Raw genomic sequence first — 16,984 nt, forward strand, 5'->3', positions numbered from 1 at the left:
CATCAGCGCCACGCACAGGCGGACGCGCTCGCCTTCTCAGAGGGGATACTCGTGACCACGCCCGACCGTCCCGGACGCCGCATACCTCGTAAGCGATCCAGCTCAACTCGCCCGCCATCAACCCGCACACGCGGGCGCCGCACCGGTGACCGCAGGCCGTGGCCGACCGCACCGACCACCACCCGGCCCAGCCCCGGCAAGCCCGCCAGCACCGCCCGTCGATCGCGGTCGAATGGTCTCCCATCGGCACCGACACCGTCCACCGTGTGGCCGGCAGGCCCATCCCCGATCGACCTCCACGCGGCCTGGCCGGCGGCCCTCATCGACCGGGTCGTAACCGCGTTCAGCGCACCCGGCGCGCGGGTCGTGCTACTCCCCTGGCCGTCGCCACACGGCCCGCGCCGGACGCTCACGCCCATCGATCCGGACGGCGTCGTCGAACGCACTCCCGACACAAATCCGGACCCCGAACTCACCGACGCCCTGCACACCGTCGAACGCCTCGGCCGCACCGCCCGCGTTCCGCACCCGACAGCGAGCGACACCCCCGCGTCAGCACCCTTCTGGGCGGACCTGATCGAAGGCACCGGTCCGGTGGTGACAACCTCTGCTGTCTCTGCGGACGACGCCATAGCGGACGAGGAAACGCAGAGCAGCAGCAGCGAAGATCTGATCATTTCCAGCCTGAGTCCCGGGCTCACCGGCGACCAAACCGCCGACCTTGTCGCACTGTTCGCCGCCCGCCGACTCCGCGTGGGCGGCATCCTCGTGGTGCTCACGCACTGTGACTGGACATCCGGCCAACTCACCGATCCGACCGGCGCCATCGTCGCGGCCGGACAGAACGCCGACCTGCTCTACCTCCAGCACATCGTCGCGGTCCACACGCCCATCCGTGACGGCCGATTCCACCACCCCGACGAGCACTCGGACAGCGCCGACGACAGCGCTCGCGGCCGGCACCGGGCGAGGGTGCGCGGGCTGCCGCTCCCGCATCGACGCATCCACTCCGACGTCCTCGTCTTCACGCAGCCCCACGACCAGCAGCCGCAGACCGACCACACCTGACGTGCACGCCGGAACTCGCCCTCGATCCTCATCACCAGGAAGGCATGCCCCGTGACAGACGAACGCCGCACACCGGTTCCCGCCGCCCCCGCCGACGAGCCGACGCAACCCATCCCCCGCACGCTCATCGATGCGCTCGACCACGCCGACGAAGACCAGGCCGACCTCTCGGTGTGGACCACCGCGCAGGTCTCCCCCGCAACGCAGCGCCGAGGCAAGTACACGCCCGAGTCGACCGCGCACCCGGCCAAGATGCTGCCCGACGTCGCCCGCCACGCGATCGAGCACTACACCAAGCCGGGCGAGCTGGTGCTCGACCCGATGTGCGGCATCGGCACCACGCTCGTCGAAGCCGTCCACCTCGGTCGGCGCGCCCTCGGCGTCGAATACGAACCCCACTGGGTCGCGGTCGCCCGATCGAATCTCCAGCTGGCCCGCGAACAGGGCATCGACCACGACGCGCACGTCATTCAGGGCGACGCCCGCCAGCTCGTCACGCTGCTTCCGCGGCAGTACGTGGGCCAGGCCGCGCTCGTAGTGACCTCCCCGCCCTACGGGCCGTCGACCCACGGACGTGTGGCCGTTGCGCCCAGCGAAGGCATCCAGAAGTACTGGCACCGCTACGGCAGCGCCCTCGACCGCGGCAACCTGGCCAACATCGGTCACCACCGGCTGCTGGCCGGGTTCACTCGGATCCTCGCCGGCCTCCGCACCTTTCTCCGGCCCGGCGGGCACGTCGTCGTCACCATCCGCCCCTGGCGTGAGCACTCCGAGCTCATCGACCTGCCCGCTCAGATCCTCGCCTGCGGCCGCGCCGCCGGGCTCATCCCCGCCGAACGCATCGTCGCGCTGCTCGCCCGGGCCGCCGAGACCGACCTCGTCGCCCGCGGCAGCTTCTTCCAACGCGACTTCATCCGCAAACAACGCGAAGCCGGACTGCCGCTGCACCTCATCGCCCACGAGGACGTGGTCGTCTTCCGAACACCCCTGCACCAGTCGATCTCAGCTTCGGCAGCTTGCAGGACCCACGTTCATCCACTTCATTGCCGTCCTCAAAACCGACGCCGGGCTGCATGACCCCTGGCAGGGAACTAGATGTACGCCGAACCGGGTCAAATCATGACCGCCGCGACGGTGACTGAGGACTGGCCAACCAGTCCTCGATCCCACACACGAGCCCGGACACCCCGTCTACCGAGGTGATTGAGCGAATTAAGGAGCTGGCGCGCGAGCACAAGTGGTCGGCACAGCGGATCATCCACCAGCTATCTGGGCTCGGCTAAGTGATCAATCATCGCACGTGATCAGGCACCTGGCCCGGCTTAGGGTCGAGCAGCGCCGGTCCCTCCGGAATACACTCTGCAGAAGAGGTCCTCGACACCGTTCACCAGCTAGAGCGAACGCGCAGCCGCATCCACTACAGAATGTCCACTTGCCTGATAGACCGGCTTTGACAAGACCTGCGCCCCTACCCCGACAGCACGATTGCCGTTGACCAACCCCGTAAGCTGCGGTCGAACGAAAGCCGAGCCGCAGATCAGCACCGGCGTCTCACCTTCAACGGTCACCTGCAACGTGCTCGCGGCCGCCCAACACGCACCAGCGACACAGATCGTCGCCATCAATCCCATCAGCCGTGACCACACAGTGGCTACCGTATTCAGCCCTCGTCTATGCATCCGGGCAAATCGACTGGAATCACACGTCAGGGTGCCTGGCCGATCGGACAATCACCGCCCTTATGAGGTACTTGTCCAGAAGGAGTGGTGAGAGCCCGACGAATGCCCCGCTGCACGACGTAACCGCGGGACCATCCCAGCCGCGCGGGCAAGACCACGCGGTCGTCCGCGAACTGCTGGGCGATCGGGAACCATCCCCGCTCGCGCGGGAAAGACCGGAACCGGGCTTTTGCCCAATGGTATTCACCGGGACTCTCCGCTCGCGCGGGGAAGATGGCGGCCTCTGAACCATGTGGGAGGCGACCTGGGACCATCCCCGCTCGCGGGGAAGACCACGCCGAATACGACTGGGATACCGACAGGTGGGGACCATCCTCGCTCGCGCGGGGAAGACTGATGGCTGTTCACCCCGGCCGCAGCTCAGCAGGGACCATCCCCGCTCGCGCGGGGAAGACGGAACCGTCTGCTTCCGCGAGGCCCAGCGCCGGGGACCATCCCCGCTCACGCGGGGAAGACCGGACACCGGCCGGAAGATTGGAGACGACTTGGGGACCATCCCCGCTCGCGCGGGGAAGACAACTGGCCCGGCTGCTCGACGAGGCGACCGAGGGGACCATCCCCGCTCGCGCGGGGAAGACTACAGCTCAACCGACCCGAAGCCTGGCATCCTGGGATCATCCCCGCTCGCGCGGGGAAGACGCGGTGAACGCGACCGACGCCTACGCCGCCCAGGGACCATCCCCGCTCGCGCGGGGAAGACATGCGGATGAAGTCGGCTGACGCGATGGCCACGGGACCATCCCCGCTCCCGCGGGGAAGACCAGCAGCCCGAAGACCAGCAGCCCGAACTGGTTGGGACCATCCCCGCTCGCGCGGGGAAGACGAACCACTCCGGAAACTGTTCCGCAGCATCGCGGGACCATCCCCGCTTGCGCGGGGAAGACGCGATCGCCACGTTGGTTGACCGCGGCGTGTTGGGACCATCCCCGCTTGCGCGGGGAAGACCACCTGGTCACCTCGATTTCGAGCCAGAGCCGTCGGGACCATCCCCGCTTGCGCGGGGAAGACTTGCCGAGGAACGCGTCGGTGAGCTGGTCGAGGGGACCATCCCCGCTTGCGCGGGGAAGACGCCCGCCCCGGCGGTGGGGGTGCCACCGTTGCCGGGACCATCCCCGCTTGCGCGGGGAAGACATCAAGTCCGGGGAGTTCGCCATCCACCCCGCGGGACCATCCCCGCTTGCGCGGGGAAGACCTGCTCGGCGACTTTTTCCCACGAGTAGGTGTGGGACCATCCCCGCTTGCGCGGGGAAGACTCCCGCGCCTCCACCCATCGGATCACCGCGAGGGGACCATCCCCGCTTGCGCGGGGAAGACAGAGCGCCCGCCTGTTAAGTGGGTGGTTCCAGGGGACCATCCCCGCTTGCGCGGGGAAGACACTTGGTGACCAGCGTAAACGCGGATCAAAACGGTGTTTCTTTGGCTTTGATCACCGATTGCCGTAGCGTCGGCGGCGGCTGGCTTTGCTCCAGCCCACTGATTTGACTGGCGGCTCGTGGTTGGGTCCGAGTGTGGTGTTGGGCCTGAGGATGAGGTGGATGCCTTCGTGCTCGATGGGTTGCCAGTCGTGCTGGTGGACTTCGAAAGCGAGGCCTTGTTCGTTGGGTGCGTGGTACACCATGATCGCCCGGCCAGTTTTGACCATGTCGATGACCCGCGCCCACATGAGTGCACGGATACGCTGGTTGATGGTGCCGACAAAGACGCCGGGTGAGATCTCCAACATCCATCGGGTGAGGTGGCCTCGGAGACCTACCGGACAAGCGGCGACCACAATGACTGTCACAGCTCGTCCTCGTAGGATGTTCCGCTGGGCAGAGGAGTTCCATCGTAGTCCCAGAGTTGCACGATATCGGCAGTGATGTCAGTGTCCTCGGTGCCTGCATCTTCGGGATTGAGGAGGTTCCTGATGTCGCGGACGCAGCGATCCATGAAGTTGTTGCCGCGGAGCCGGTCGCGGAACGCGCGGCGCGTTTCGGCGCCGATGTCGGCGTAGCCGGCTGCCGCGATGTCGAAGGCTACGGGAATGGTGAGTTCGGCCTTGTACAGGTCAGCGATATCGAAAACGAAGGATCGAATGTGTCCGGTGTGGACAAATCCGAGTCCGGGGGCGCAACCGAGCGCGACGATGGCAGCGTGTGCCGCACCGTAAAGGCAGGTGTTCGCGGCGGACAGCGCTTGGTTCACCAGGGTTCCACCAGCGAAGTCGTCGGGGCTGTAGTCGCGGCGTTTCCACGCGACACCGGTTCTTTCGGCGTTCTCGCGGTAGAGGCGTCGCACGCGGGCGCCTTCCCGGCCGCGCAGCTGCTGCATGGATAGCCCGCTAGTGTCTTCGCCGGGGAAGCGCATCGCGTACATGTGCCGGGCCACTCGCAGGCGGCTGGAGTCGGTGGACACGAGCACGGCTTGGACTTCCAGCAGCCGGGAGGAGCGTGTGAGGGTGCGGCCGTGCGCATAGTAGCGGACGCCGTGTTCTCCGACCCACACGGCGGTGGCCCCGCTCTCGGCGAGCAGCACGATGGCCTGTTGCGAGACCGTGGTGCCGGGCCCTAGCAGCAGGGTGCTGATGGTGGCGGCTGGGATGTGGACGGTGCCGCGCTGGTCCTGGGCGGTGATGGCGTTAGCGTCACGGTGGATCACGCAGTGCTCGAGGTAGAGGAAGCTGATCCGGTCTTGAGCACGCGTGAGGTGCGAGAGAGGGACCGGTGGTGCGCCTGGGATGTCGGCCATCGGTCACGTCGCCGGGGCGAGAGTGAGGAGTCCGCAACCGTAGCCCTTTGCTGGACCGATCCCGCGGGTGAGGGCGGCGCAGAGTGCGTCGGGGTCGGTGACCTCGAGGGTGCCGCCGTAGGTGGCGGTGGCCAGGGTGACGGTGCGGCCGTGGCGGGTGAACTTGTGGACGGTACGGCTGAGGATGGTCGCGTCGGGTTCCTTTTCGCCGTCGGCTGCCACTGGGGGGATGGTGAACCCGTGGCGCTCGGTGCGGGCAAGGAACCAGCCGAGTTGCTGGTTGACGGTGACGTGACCGAGCCTTTTGCCGCGACCTTCCGGTTGGGCGCGGGAGAAGGTGGGGTTGGCGGTGAGCCGGAACGCGTAGGTGTCTGTGGCGGCGAGCCGGCCGAGGAGGGGGGTGTAGTCGCGGGTGTCCCAGGTGTGGGTTGTGGGCCAGCCGGCCTCTTCGACGAGGTGGGTCAGATCGGGCTGCGCAGGGCTGACGATGTAAAGCAGTGCGCGGTGGGCTGGGTGGTCGAGACGCCATAGCACCCGCCCGCCGTCCTTGGTGACAGGTGAGTGTTCGCCGGGGAAGGCGGCGAGGACGGCGGCGTGGAGGCGGTGTGGTGAGGCGAGCAGGTGTTTGGCACCGCGTCGGGCAGGGTTGAACTCGAATCGGGTGAAGAACATCAGGAGGCTCCGAACAGCGCCATGGGGTCGTGGTCGCCCACTGCGGATGTGGGCATGTAGTCGGGGTTGGGCAAAGTCACCTGGCCAGCGATGACGGTGCGCCACGCGTGCTGGCGGTGCTCGGGAGCGAACGTGACGGGTTCGTCCTGCACCAGATAGCTCACGTCCTGGGCCTGCTCCCCGAGCGGCGCGTCCACGGCAGTGTCCAGGGTGACAGTCGCCGCACGGTGTTTCTGCTGAATTCGGGGCGAGGCTTGCCACGGCGTCCCGGCTAGCGCGTCCTCGAGGGTCTGGTTGCGGACGCCGAGGGTGAGTGGGCCGGAGGGCGGGCAGGAACGGCGGCCGAGGTAGAGCGGGAACACCGGTCGCCGCAACGCCTCGTGCAGTGTGGTCAGGAACTGTTCCTCGCCTTCGACGACGGCGAGGAACACCGCGTCGGCGAGGTAGAAGCGATACGACAGCGGCAGCGGCGCGGAGCCGTCGATGGGCCGGGCGGTGTGGAAGTCGCGTTCGACGTGTCCGGGTTGGTCGAGGCGAACCCCGAACCGCAGCGTGGCGAGGTCCTCGATCGAGTCGGTGCGCCGCCGACCTGCTGCGGCCGCCAACAGGCCGATGATGCCGCTCTTGCTGGGAGCGCGGTCGGTAGTGCGGCGGGTGAAGCGACTGCTGGTACCCCACGATTGCAGTGGGGCCGCGAGCCGGAGCAGCAGCACGCTCATAACGTGGCCTGTACCCGGTCGGCGACGGTGTCACCGAGGCTGGTGATGAGGGTGTCGAGGGTGGTGCGCTGGCCGAGTTCGCCCAGTTCGGCGGTCCGTTCGCCGACGCCGACGCTCCATCCGGCGACGGGCTGTTCGTCGTAGGCCTCGTGCACCTCGCGACCGTGGTCGGCCAGGCGGCCGACGGCGGCGGTGATGCGGCTGCCGTTGTCGCGGTCGGTGATGGCGTCCTCGAAAGCGCCGATGAGGTTGATCGACTGGGTTTCGCGCACCAGGACCAGGACCGCGTCGGGCAGCGTGCGGTTGGCGAAGGTGTTCTGTTTGCCGGTGGGCATGCTGGTCACGAACGCCCGGACGAACGTCTCTACCGCCTCGCGGGTGGCGGCCGGATCGCCGAGGTTGTCGTTGAGCCGGTCGACGTCGACGGTGGCGTAGCGGTACAGGGTGGATGAGGTGAACTCGACGGTGCCGATCATGCCGGCGCCGGCGTCTTCCTCGGGATCGTCGCGTTTGTGGTCGTCGACGGCGGTGTAGTAGTCGTACTCGGTGGCGGCCTCGTGCACGCTCAGCGCGTGGGCTACCTGCGCGGCGGCGTCGACGTTGAGATCGGTGTTGTCGGCGACCATCCGCCCAAACAACGCGATGTCAATCGAGTGCGCCTGGTCGGCGCGTGCCTTTGCTTCCTTTTTGTCCACCACGACCGCGGCGTCGCCAGCCTCCTTGGCGGCGGTGATCGCAAGCGCGGCCAACGACACGAGCTGGGCACGGGAGAGAAACAGCAGGTATGCGGACTCCTCCAACGGGGGTTCGCCGTTCTTTTTCCGCGGTTCCTTTAACTTGATGCCCGCGGCTTCCAATGTCGTCTTCGCCAGCACCGCGGATCGTTCCGCGTGCGCGGGAGACCGGGTGGCGATGGTTTCGGCAAGCAGCTCGACCACACGCTTGGTGCGCACGCCAAGTTTCGCGGTCTCCACCATGGCAGTAAAGGCGTCGCGAGTGGCCCGCTTCCACGCTTGGCTGGATACCCGGGCCCGCCGGGTGCCGCCGTAGGTGGCGGTTTTAGGGCTGCCGGTGTCGTCGCGATTGATATTGCTCGGCGGCACAGTCTGCAGCACGTGGATGTCAACGATGGTTCGCGTCAATACTTGTCCTCGGTAGGAAGCGGATCAGGGGATGAAGCACTGGCCGTCTCGATCGTGTCGGGCTTGGGCGCGCGGACGAAGTAGTCGCGACCCCATGCCAGGCGTACCTGCTCAACGCGGTGAGGGTACTGCCAGCGCAACAGGTCTTGCGCGAGCAGCCCGTAGTCCAGCGGCACCCGGGCGCCACGCAACTGCTGGATCAGGCTCCGGCTGTGATGAGTCAGCTCGGTGAAGCTGGTCGAGGTCAGCAGCGCCTGAAACCGGCGCACCGCCGGATGCGGGGGCGTGGTCAGCTCCCCCGGGGCCAGTCGCCGAGCCGACTTGCCCAGTCGGAACTCTCGCCCCTCGCGGTGCATCCCTGCGGGCACGGCTTGCTGATGCAGCGCGTAGAAGGTCAATGCGAGGTGCGCGGCGTGCTCGGCCGGGGTCGTCTCGTCACCGCACCCCGGTGGCGCGAATTCCGGATCGAGGGTGTACTGCAGGACATCCGGCACTGCACCCGGGGGCTTGCCGGCAGCTCGGCGCAACCGCGCCAGTGCGGCGACCGACGCTGACTCGTTGGCCAGGGCGCCCCTTTGCAGGTTGCGTACCTTGCGGGCGACGATGTCGCCGACTCTGGTTGTGAAGCTGTGTTCCTGCTCGACAGGCACGATGGAGGTGTCAGACACTCGGGCTCCTAGGGTGCAGAGCGGGTGTGGACAAGTGACTGCGCGTAGGGCAAAGCGTCGGCAAGGTCCCGGCGGAACCACTCGACGGCGTGCGCCACGGTGATCATTCGGTTGCCGACCTGGTGACCGGACCAGCCGGCGGCTGGGGTCTGCCGCACCAAATCGTCACCGAGGTCGCTCACGAGGCGATACGCTCGTTGATGCCAGGCCTGCTGCGCCTCCATCGAGTCAGTGTCGTCGTTCAGGGCGGCCAGCCACCGTCGAAATGGCTGGTCCAGCTCCGCGTACGCGGTCTCCGTCGCACGGGTGCGCTGCGCTACATCCTCCGGTGCTGGTATCCCGCCGCCGTTCGGTGGTGCCTTACCCGCGGCCTGCGCCAGCGTCAACGCTAGTTTCCCCACCGCTCGAACGGCTGCGTCGGTCGCTTCGACGCAGCTGACCGCGACACCGGCCAATAACGCTGCATCCTGCCGCAACAGCGTCGCGTGCAGCGCCAGCACGTCGTCGACGACCTCGTCGGTGACCGAGTTGTTGCTGCCGTACACCATGCCGATCGTGCGCAGCTGTAGTGGAAAGTCCGGCTCGACGACTTCGGCGTCGATGAGCTCGGCAAGCCACTCCAGCATCGTGCCCGGCCACCGCGCCGTGGCTTCCCGGCCTTGCCCAGCACCGGCGGTGGAGGCGAGCATGGACTGCAACCCCCGCCAGACGACCCGCTCCGGGTTGTGCTCCAACGGCATGTACACCACTGCTTCGCGGCGCTTCTTCTCCTGCGCCGGACTGCGCCGCCACCGCGAATGCGGCTCCAGGTGATGCTTGTTCTGCGGCTCCAGCGGATCGCCGTTGCAGACCAGCACGCTGCGCACAACACCGTCCTGCGGCACCAAACGTATCCGTCGGCTCTGCCAAGTGAACAGATCCACCGGGCCGCTCGGCGTGGACGATGCCCGGACAGCAGAGGTCAGCGGCTCACGTTCCCACGCGGGAAGATCGTCCCCCACCTTCTCGTGCCGAACCAAGTTGAGCAACAACGTCTCCCGCAGTGTGCGGCCCTCGGCGAGAACTCCACCGAGATTCCCGCTCCATCCCAGACCGATCGGGTATCCACGGCCGCCACGCACACGGTCGTCACCCACCGCACCGGACTTGATCCCCGAGGGGTCGAAAGCCTGGCAATGCACCAGCCAGCGCGCCGCCTCCGCAAACGACAACGTCACGTGCTTGCCCGGGCGGCTCGCGAAAAACGGCCGCCCGTTGGGGACATCCGCAATCAACCGGTTGAGCTCGAACGTCTCATCCCGCGCCGTCCGCAAGGACGCGACCTGGAAGAACGGAGCCTCAGCATCAAACAATTCAAAATGCGACTTGTGTTGCTCCAGATAGGCGTTGATCGCCTCATCAGGAAGGCGAGCGGCCTTCCACAGACCCTCCCACTGCTCCACATCTCGAGGCCCGTTCACAGCTCGGTGCAAGATCGCCACGAGCAACCGCACCAGAGCAAACGTCTGAGTTCCCAGATCGCCCTGCACGGCACGCAACTCGTGCGCACGGCCTAGAACGCTCCGCACGGAGAGAATTTCACGTTCCCCGCCGAGCGTGATCACGGGCAGCCAAGGCTCGGACACCAGGTTGAACCGTGGTGCACGTTCGTTCACAGGAAGCCCCCAGCTTCGCCTTGGATCCGTGTCACTAAGGATCTTGTCCGAATGAGCAACCGTTACATCGTGAGCCCGAATTAGCCCGTTTGGAGCAACGCGCTTGCCTTGGCGAGTTCCCAGTTCACGGTCGACGGAGCCGCCGAAACCGACGCGCACTGGCGAGACCGCCGTTCACACCCGCGCTGATCGCCAGCGCACCACACGTGCTCAGCGTGGCCGCGCTTGGCGGGCGGTCCAAAATCAGGAAGATGAAATGACCGACGCCGTAAGCGGTCGTCAGCCCGAGGGCGGTCGACGGCATCGAAACGAACAGGAAGTGGTGCATTCTCTCGACCCGGTTCGCCCAATCTCGTCCGTCGGGCCCACTGTGCCCGCTCTTCGAGCTTGCCATGCTGCACTCCCAGAACTTGCAGGGTATGTCTCGGTCGAGCTGGCCTGGTGCCGGCGTGCGCAGAACGCCGGCACCAGGCCCTAACGCCCCGCCTCCGCGCGGGGACTACCTGTACACGGTCAGCGCAGCAACGGACCATCCACGACGAGCGTGGATCAACGCGAGTACTTCCCGCGCAGCGATCAAGGTAGCGGTTGAGGGACAACGTAGCAAGTTCAACCAGAAGGCGGGTAGTGGCGTACCTCCCGACCAAGCGGAGGATGCACGCGTCAGCACCTCGGCTTATCTGATGAGGATCGCTTATTAGATCCTTTTCGCGCTGAGTCCGCGTCGTGGCTGGTAGGCGAGGTCGAACTGCACGTTCCCTGCTCGCACCAGCGCGCGCCGGGTCTGGTCCAGGACCAGCACGAGCTGGCCGGCCAGCAGCGGCGACCGGTCGAAGCTGGTGAAACGATGTGCTTCGAGGTCGGTGATCACGGCGTCGGCGACCCCGGGGTGCGACATGGCCAGTGGGAGTCGCAGGCTGCATCCGGCGATGATTCTCGCCAGCCAGGATGGAACCCGGTCGTCAAGCGGTACTTGGCATGATGCCCCGGTGGCGATCCAGTCCGGGGTGAGCAGGCCGCCGTGTTCGTCGCGCTGCACGACCAGAACCTCGATCGACTCGGCTCCGTCGCGGACTTGTGCTGCTCCTCGTGGGCCGTCCGCGTCGCCGACACCCGCCTGCAGCCACCCGACCAAGGTCCCGGGGCCTGTCGTCGAGCCCAAGAGGAAGACTTCCGCTTTCGCTGCTCGTCGCTCTGCGTCTTGCTCGGCCCGTTTGGCGGCTGCGTCGATGGCGTCCTGCCAGGATGCGGGTCCAAGGTTGTCGCTTCCGTAGGCGTGCTGGACGAGCGGATCGATGTCGGTGGGCAGTTCGACGGCCTGGAGGTCGTGCAGCAGTGCCGCGGCCCGCAGAAGCGGGTGCTCCGCATAGACGCGCCGTGCGCCGGCTACTGCCCGCACGGGCGCGCTGGTCCAGTCCTCGACGCCAGTGAGCGCGCAGCGCGGCGCTACCAGGGGGGCGGGGCGCGTGCGCTGGTGGCGGTGCAGTCGGCCCAGGCGTTGCAGGACAAGGTCAACTGGGGCGAGGTCGGTGACCAGCAGGTCGAAGTCGACGTCCAGCGATTGCTCCAGTACCTGCGAGGCCACGACCACGTGCCGGTGGGGGCGCTGGGCGCCGTCTCGGCCGAACCGGCGCACGAGGCCCTCATCGAGTTCGGCCCGGTCACAGCCCAAGAAGTGTGCATGGTTCACCGTGATCGCATCTTCGCCGAACTCGGCCACGAGCCGGTCAGCGGTCTCCTGTACCCGGGCCACGGTGTTGCGGATGACCGCCGCGCACCCGCCGTCGGCTAAGTGCCGCCTCAGATACGTCGCCAGTGCGTCCAGGTCGTCCGGCAGGCGATCCAGGGCGACCCTAACCGGGGATTCGGACGAGGGCACCACCACGGCCGGGCTCTGCGCGGAGGAAACCATCGGGTACCCCACCTCCGCGGGAACTGATGCATCCTCATCGCGGCCGGTACGGCCGTGGTGATAGGCGTTGAGCAAATCCCGGCGCCGCTCGGCCGGCAACGTCGCGGACAGCAACACCACCGGCACTTGATATGCTCCCAGCCACTGCAACACCCGGCGCAGATACACCGACATGTACACGTCATAGGCGTGTACCTCGTCAATCACGACGACCTTGCCCGCCAAGGCCAGATGCCGCAGCATCACGTGCCGGCACTTCAGCGCCGCCACCAAGATCTGATCGATCGTGCCGACCACGAACGGCGCCAGCGGCCCCTTCTTACTGCCGCGCATCCACTGATGCACGGCCACCGCGTCGTCCTCGTCCGCCCCAACACACGCGAAGTCGCCTCGGGAGAGCAGGCCCGTGTACTCGTCGTTCAACGCGGCCTTGCCGTGCGCCAAGTGCACCGCCGCACCGCCCACGCTGCCCGGCAGTGCCTGCAACCAATCCAGCACGCGGGAGAACATCGCGTTGGTGGTGGCCTGGGTCGGTAGCGCCACAAAGACCCCGTCCGCCCCAGACCCGCGAGCGAGAACCTCTGCCGCGATCAGTGCGGCTTCGGTCTTACCGACACCCATCGGCGCCTCTGCCACCACGATGCCCCCGCCCGCCTGCGCGCGGGCCATCTCCACGACCGCGGCCTGCGCCGGTCGTGCCACATCGATATGCGGGAACCGAGACGCGAACTCCGCGTCCAGATCAGGACCGACCGCAGAAGGCGTCCAGCGGGGCGGCAACGCCAATTCAGCCCACGCGTGCGCCACACGAGCCTCCAGCATCTCCTCCGGCCAAACGGGCCCAGGCGCATTCGCGGTGTCCATTGGCCACAACGGGAACAACTCGGCGTTCGAAGCGATCCAATCGGCCATGATCACGATCCCGGTCAGAAGTACCATCGCCGGCCGCCCTAAACGCACTCCCGCCAGTGACGCCAGCCGCTCGTGCCCGCCGACACGACCGGTCACGAACTCCAACAGCTGTGTGCGCGCCACGTCCCACACACCCGTGCCGGTCAAATGCGGGACCTGTCGTAGCGCGGCGACCTGCGACTGCTCCGGAGCGACACCATGATGACTAGCCACCACGGAAGCCAACTGCGCTGCCAACCCCGCCCGCTCAAACCCCGCCTCGCGACTAAGCCAAGTACGAACCGCACCGAAACCAACCAACGAATGAGTCGTGCGAGATCGCTGCGGATCAGCTTTCAACAGCGGAGATGCCGATAGGCCCGCATCCTGCATCCTGTCCGCGAGGAAATCGACCTGTACCGCGAATGCTGGTGACAACTTGCCAATATCATGGACGCCCGCCAGCCAGCACGCCAGAAAGCGAACATCAGCACTTCCTCCCGGCAGGTCCTTTCCGATCAGATCCAAAGCTTGACGAGAAACCCACCGGTCAACCAATAACCCGGCGACCGTCGCGCTGTCCATCAAATGCAGCCATAACGGCAGCCAACCCGTCAGCTCGCCACGATCATTGGTAACCGACTTTGCCCAAGAGGACAGCCATGCCGCCTTACCGATTGCATCGGCAGTTAAACCTCGCACCACATGGGCCATGATCGCGGATACCGCGCAAACCGTTACTCCGCGCCCGGGCGGGATCTCCTTTATCGACACTACGAACGAACTCCGCTATGCCTGCGAGTACCGGCGACCCTAGAACACCAAGCGCAACAGCCGCCCTACGAGGTCCACCTGCTCGCTAGAAGAGGACAGGCGCCGCAACCGTCCTGATCAGCTCACCCGGACGACGGCGAATGCCACAGTAACGCCGTTTCAGTTGATGAGTATGCTGGTCAGGTAGGGTGATCCCCGCGCGAGCGGGGGTGGTCCCGGGTGGAACGGGCATGTCGAAGACGAAGCTCTGTGATCCCCGCGCGAGCGGGGGTGGTCCCAGGTCAACCCTCACCTTGTAGCCAAGATCGCGGTGATCCCCGCGCGAGCGGGGGTGGTCCCACCTGCCGGATCGCGGGCAGCAGCTGCTGGAAGTGATCCCCGCGCGAGCGGGGGTGGTCCCGTGCCGCCCCCCTTGAGCACGATGCCGATCGTGTGATCCCCGCGCGAGCGGGGGTGGTCCCCGGCTGCCCAGTCGTTCACGTCTCGGCCCTTTGTGATCCCCGCGCGAGCGGGGGTGGTCCCAGCAGGCCGGGCTTCGGGTCGGTTGAGCTGTAGTGATCCCCGCGCGAGCGGGGGTGGTCCCGGGATCGGCAACTTCGCCGGCGCGATCCGGGAGTGATCCCCGCGCGAGCGGGGGTGGTCCCCCGCCGACGATGCTGGCGTCAGCCCGCTGGGTGTGATCCCGCGCGAGCGGGGGTGGTCCCGGGCTCATCGTGCAACTCGCTGTGTCGAGGCTGTGATCCCCGCGCGAGCGGGGGTGGTCCCTCGTAGAGGTCAGGCGGGATCGCGAGGCCGAGGTGATCCCCGGGCGAGCGGGGGTGGTGTCGTACGATTTCGGAAGGTCGTTCGATATTCGCCGTGATCCCCGCCCGAGCGGGGATCATTCCAACGTTCGGCGCGACTCAGCTCACAGTCGCAGGTGTCCCCTTGTAGGCGGGATAGTCCGACGCGAGCCAGAAACCTGTCCGGCACCTCGTCGTGCTCCCATCGAGCGGGGAGAGTTTCTGCGTAATACGTTCCCCGTATTTCCGCTTCCGGTGCTGCCTGCGCGAACAGAAGTGATGTCTTAAGCAATTGACCTAGGGCTTTTTCGTTCTCCATTCAAAGAATCGCGAAGAAGAGGTCCAGCGACCTGCCGGCAACGAGCCGGTGTCGGCTAACCCTAACCAACAAACACTCCATTTTCCGGTAGTTGTCCACGGTAGCAGCCAGTCCGCCAGGCCACGCGAGCGACGACTTCTCATTCCGCAAACCCTTCCGACACTCCATCCCCATCGGCGCCCGTACCTCAAGGACAAGCGACAGCTCAGCCCCAGGTTCCCGCGCGATTCCGCCTCAGCACGCCACCAGTTCGGCACGACCCGTATCCATTCGGACGGGGCCGCGCAGGATACTTGGTCTCCATGAAGCCCTATGCTCTATGGCAACTCAAACTGTTTCCGCTGGTAGAGCGCGTGTGCGTAGTGGCCGTTACGCCCCTCGGACACGTTCCATAACCCCAACCGTGCGGGTCGAGATTCGTCTCGACCCGCACAGTTCGTTTACCGGGGTGGTAGACCATCTGCAGGCCGAGCTGCTGGTAGACCGCTGCCTTGTCTTCGGGAGCGGCGTGGATCAGGGTGCGCCGGATGTCACCCAGCCCGTCGATCAAGCACTGGATCTCGTCCTTGCTCAGCCGCTGCGGCCGAGCAGCCGGCCGCGCCTTGGCGAGCGCTTCGGCGCGGCGGGCTTGGGTCTCGGCCATCCACCGAGTGACCAGTTGGGGGTCGGCCCCCGCTTCCAACGCGGCTCGGTGACGCCGGAGCGCCTGGTCGCACTCCTCGACGACCCGCATAGCCGCCACAGCGGCGGGTTCGCCATCGTCCTCGGCCTGGGCTTCGTACAACGTGTCGACCGTGTCTTTGAGCCGGTGCGGCGCGAAGGACTTCGCGAGCCACGCGTCCAGTGGCCGGAGGAGGTCACGCTCGGCGAGATAGACGTTGCGCGGATGCTCCACCTTGTTCGCCAAACCGTACTCCGCGGGAAACCGGCACCGGTAGAACAACACTTCCCAGCTTTGCTGCCCCTGCATCCGCCGACCGCATAGACCACAGCGAACCAACCCGCGCAACACATACCGGTGGCGGGTGCGTTGCCGCTCCCGCGTCGTTCGACCCGCTCCCCTGGCCCCCAGAACCTGCTGCGCCCGCTCGAACGTCTCCCCATCGATCAGCGCCTCATGCACAAGGTCATCCGACAAGATCCACTTGTCCCTCGCGTTCCACCGCATCCGCGTCTCATGACCCAACGCAACGTCCTCGACATCGATCAAGACCTCGTCCTTGCGCTGCTTGTTCCACACCTGACGACCGGTATAGCGCGGATTCGACAGAATCACCCGCACCGCACCCTTCGACCACGCGATGCCAGACCGATGCCGATTGCGTGCGGGGTCGTGGGCCGACGGCGAAGGCACATCGTCGCGCGTCAAGCCCTCCGCGATCGCGAACATCCCCCGCCCACCGAGGTACTCGCGATAGATCCGCTGCACCACCGGAGCCGTTACCGGGTCCGGCTCCAGTCGGCGCAGCCGCTTACCCTCAGCGGCCTTCGCTGGGTTTGGGTGCGGCCCGGCGTCCGCCAACCGGTACCCGTATGGCGGGCGGCCCCCCAGGAAACGGCCTTCGACGCTGGCCTGCGCTGCCATCGCCGACCGCACCCGAATCTTGATGCGGTTGCGCTCCCCCTTGCTCATCCCACCGAACACCGACATCACGAGATCGTGCGCCTCGGATTCGGGATCAACGGCGCCGCCGACCTCCGGCACCCACAGCTCGACGCCGTAGTGAACTAAGACCGGGAAGGTTAGTCCGTACTGGTTGCCATAGAACGCGCGTTGCGGCTCGCCGATCACCACCGCATCGAAATCCCGGCCCGGATCGCGCATAGCCACCAGCAGGCGTGCCGCCTCAGGCCGGCGCTTCCACGGAATCGACCGCGACTGCCCGATATCGAAGAACTCCACCACAAGCTTCCCG

At 66.7% G+C, this 16,984-nt stretch carries 11 protein-coding genes and 2 CRISPR repeat arrays; of the genes, 2 read left to right on the top strand and 9 right to left on the bottom strand.

Annotated elements, in window-relative coordinates; all coding sequences use genetic code 11:
* Positions 1–264 precede the first annotated feature (264 nt).
* Both FHX45_RS03225 and FHX45_RS03230 read left to right on the top strand, forming a co-directional pair.
* A complete protein-coding gene (locus FHX45_RS03225) occupies positions 265–1,068 on the top strand; it encodes a hypothetical protein (protein ID WP_208405779.1) in 804 nt (267 codons plus the stop codon).
* A gap of 126 nt (positions 1,069–1,194) precedes the next feature.
* On the top strand, positions 1,195–2,145 hold the full coding sequence (locus FHX45_RS03230) for a TRM11 family SAM-dependent methyltransferase (RefSeq protein ID WP_167108315.1): 951 nt from the start codon (positions 1,195–1,197) through the stop codon (positions 2,143–2,145).
* A gap of 967 nt (positions 2,146–3,112) precedes the next feature.
* Positions 3,113–4,182: a CRISPR direct-repeat array (repeat unit 29 nt; unit sequence GGGACCATCCCCGCTTGCGCGGGGAAGAC).
* Between the two features lie 51 nt (positions 4,183–4,233).
* On the opposite strand, the gene cas2e is transcribed toward FHX45_RS03230, so the two are convergent.
* The 9 genes from cas2e to FHX45_RS27880 form a co-directional block, all read right to left on the bottom strand.
* Entirely contained in the window at positions 4,234–4,590 is a 357-nt protein-coding gene (gene cas2e / locus FHX45_RS03235) for a type I-E CRISPR-associated endoribonuclease Cas2e (RefSeq protein WP_167096529.1), read from the bottom strand.
* The gene (cas1e, locus tag FHX45_RS03240; RefSeq protein WP_167096530.1) at positions 4,587–5,534 is read right to left on the bottom strand and encodes a type I-E CRISPR-associated endonuclease Cas1e; all 948 of its coding nucleotides are present in this window, start codon (positions 5,532–5,534) and stop codon (positions 4,587–4,589) included. The genes cas2e and cas1e overlap by 4 nt, the downstream gene beginning before the upstream one ends.
* A 3-nt stretch (positions 5,535–5,537) precedes the next feature.
* Positions 5,538–6,206: a type I-E CRISPR-associated protein Cas6/Cse3/CasE gene (gene cas6e / locus FHX45_RS03245; RefSeq protein ID WP_167096531.1), complete on the bottom strand. Its 669-nt coding sequence runs from the start codon at positions 6,204–6,206 to the stop codon at positions 5,538–5,540.
* Complete coding sequence (gene cas5e / locus FHX45_RS03250; protein WP_167096532.1) at positions 6,206–6,925, bottom strand: type I-E CRISPR-associated protein Cas5/CasD; 720 nt, start codon at positions 6,923–6,925, stop codon at positions 6,206–6,208. Before cas5e ends, cas6e begins: the two co-directional genes overlap by 1 nt.
* A complete protein-coding gene (gene cas7e / locus FHX45_RS03255) occupies positions 6,922–8,067 on the bottom strand; it encodes a type I-E CRISPR-associated protein Cas7/Cse4/CasC (protein WP_167096533.1) in 1,146 nt (381 codons plus the stop codon). The genes cas5e and cas7e overlap by 4 nt, the downstream gene beginning before the upstream one ends.
* A complete protein-coding gene (gene casB, locus FHX45_RS03260) occupies positions 8,064–8,735 on the bottom strand; it encodes a type I-E CRISPR-associated protein Cse2/CasB (protein WP_341771330.1) in 672 nt (223 codons plus the stop codon). Before casB ends, cas7e begins: the two co-directional genes overlap by 4 nt.
* A gap of 8 nt (positions 8,736–8,743) precedes the next feature.
* Positions 8,744–10,390, bottom strand: coding sequence for a type I-E CRISPR-associated protein Cse1/CasA (gene casA, locus FHX45_RS03265; protein ID WP_167096534.1), 1,647 nt, complete (start codon positions 10,388–10,390; stop codon positions 8,744–8,746).
* Positions 10,391–11,087: 697 nt separating this feature from the next.
* On the bottom strand, positions 11,088–13,907 hold the full coding sequence (cas3, locus tag FHX45_RS03270) for a CRISPR-associated helicase Cas3' (protein WP_167096535.1): 2,820 nt from the start codon (positions 13,905–13,907) through the stop codon (positions 11,088–11,090).
* 248 nt (positions 13,908–14,155) lie between these two features.
* Positions 14,156–14,612: direct repeats of the CRISPR family, unit length 29 nt; unit sequence GTGATCCCCGCGCGAGCGGGGGTGGTCCC.
* Positions 14,613–15,378: 766 nt separating this feature from the next.
* Entirely contained in the window at positions 15,379–16,971 is a 1,593-nt protein-coding gene (locus FHX45_RS27880) for a recombinase family protein (RefSeq protein ID WP_341771331.1), read from the bottom strand.
* Between the last annotated feature and the right edge of the window lie 13 nt (positions 16,972–16,984).

Source organism: Amycolatopsis granulosa, assembly GCF_011758745.1.
Lineage (GTDB): Bacteria > Actinomycetota > Actinomycetes > Mycobacteriales > Pseudonocardiaceae > Amycolatopsis_E > Amycolatopsis_E granulosa.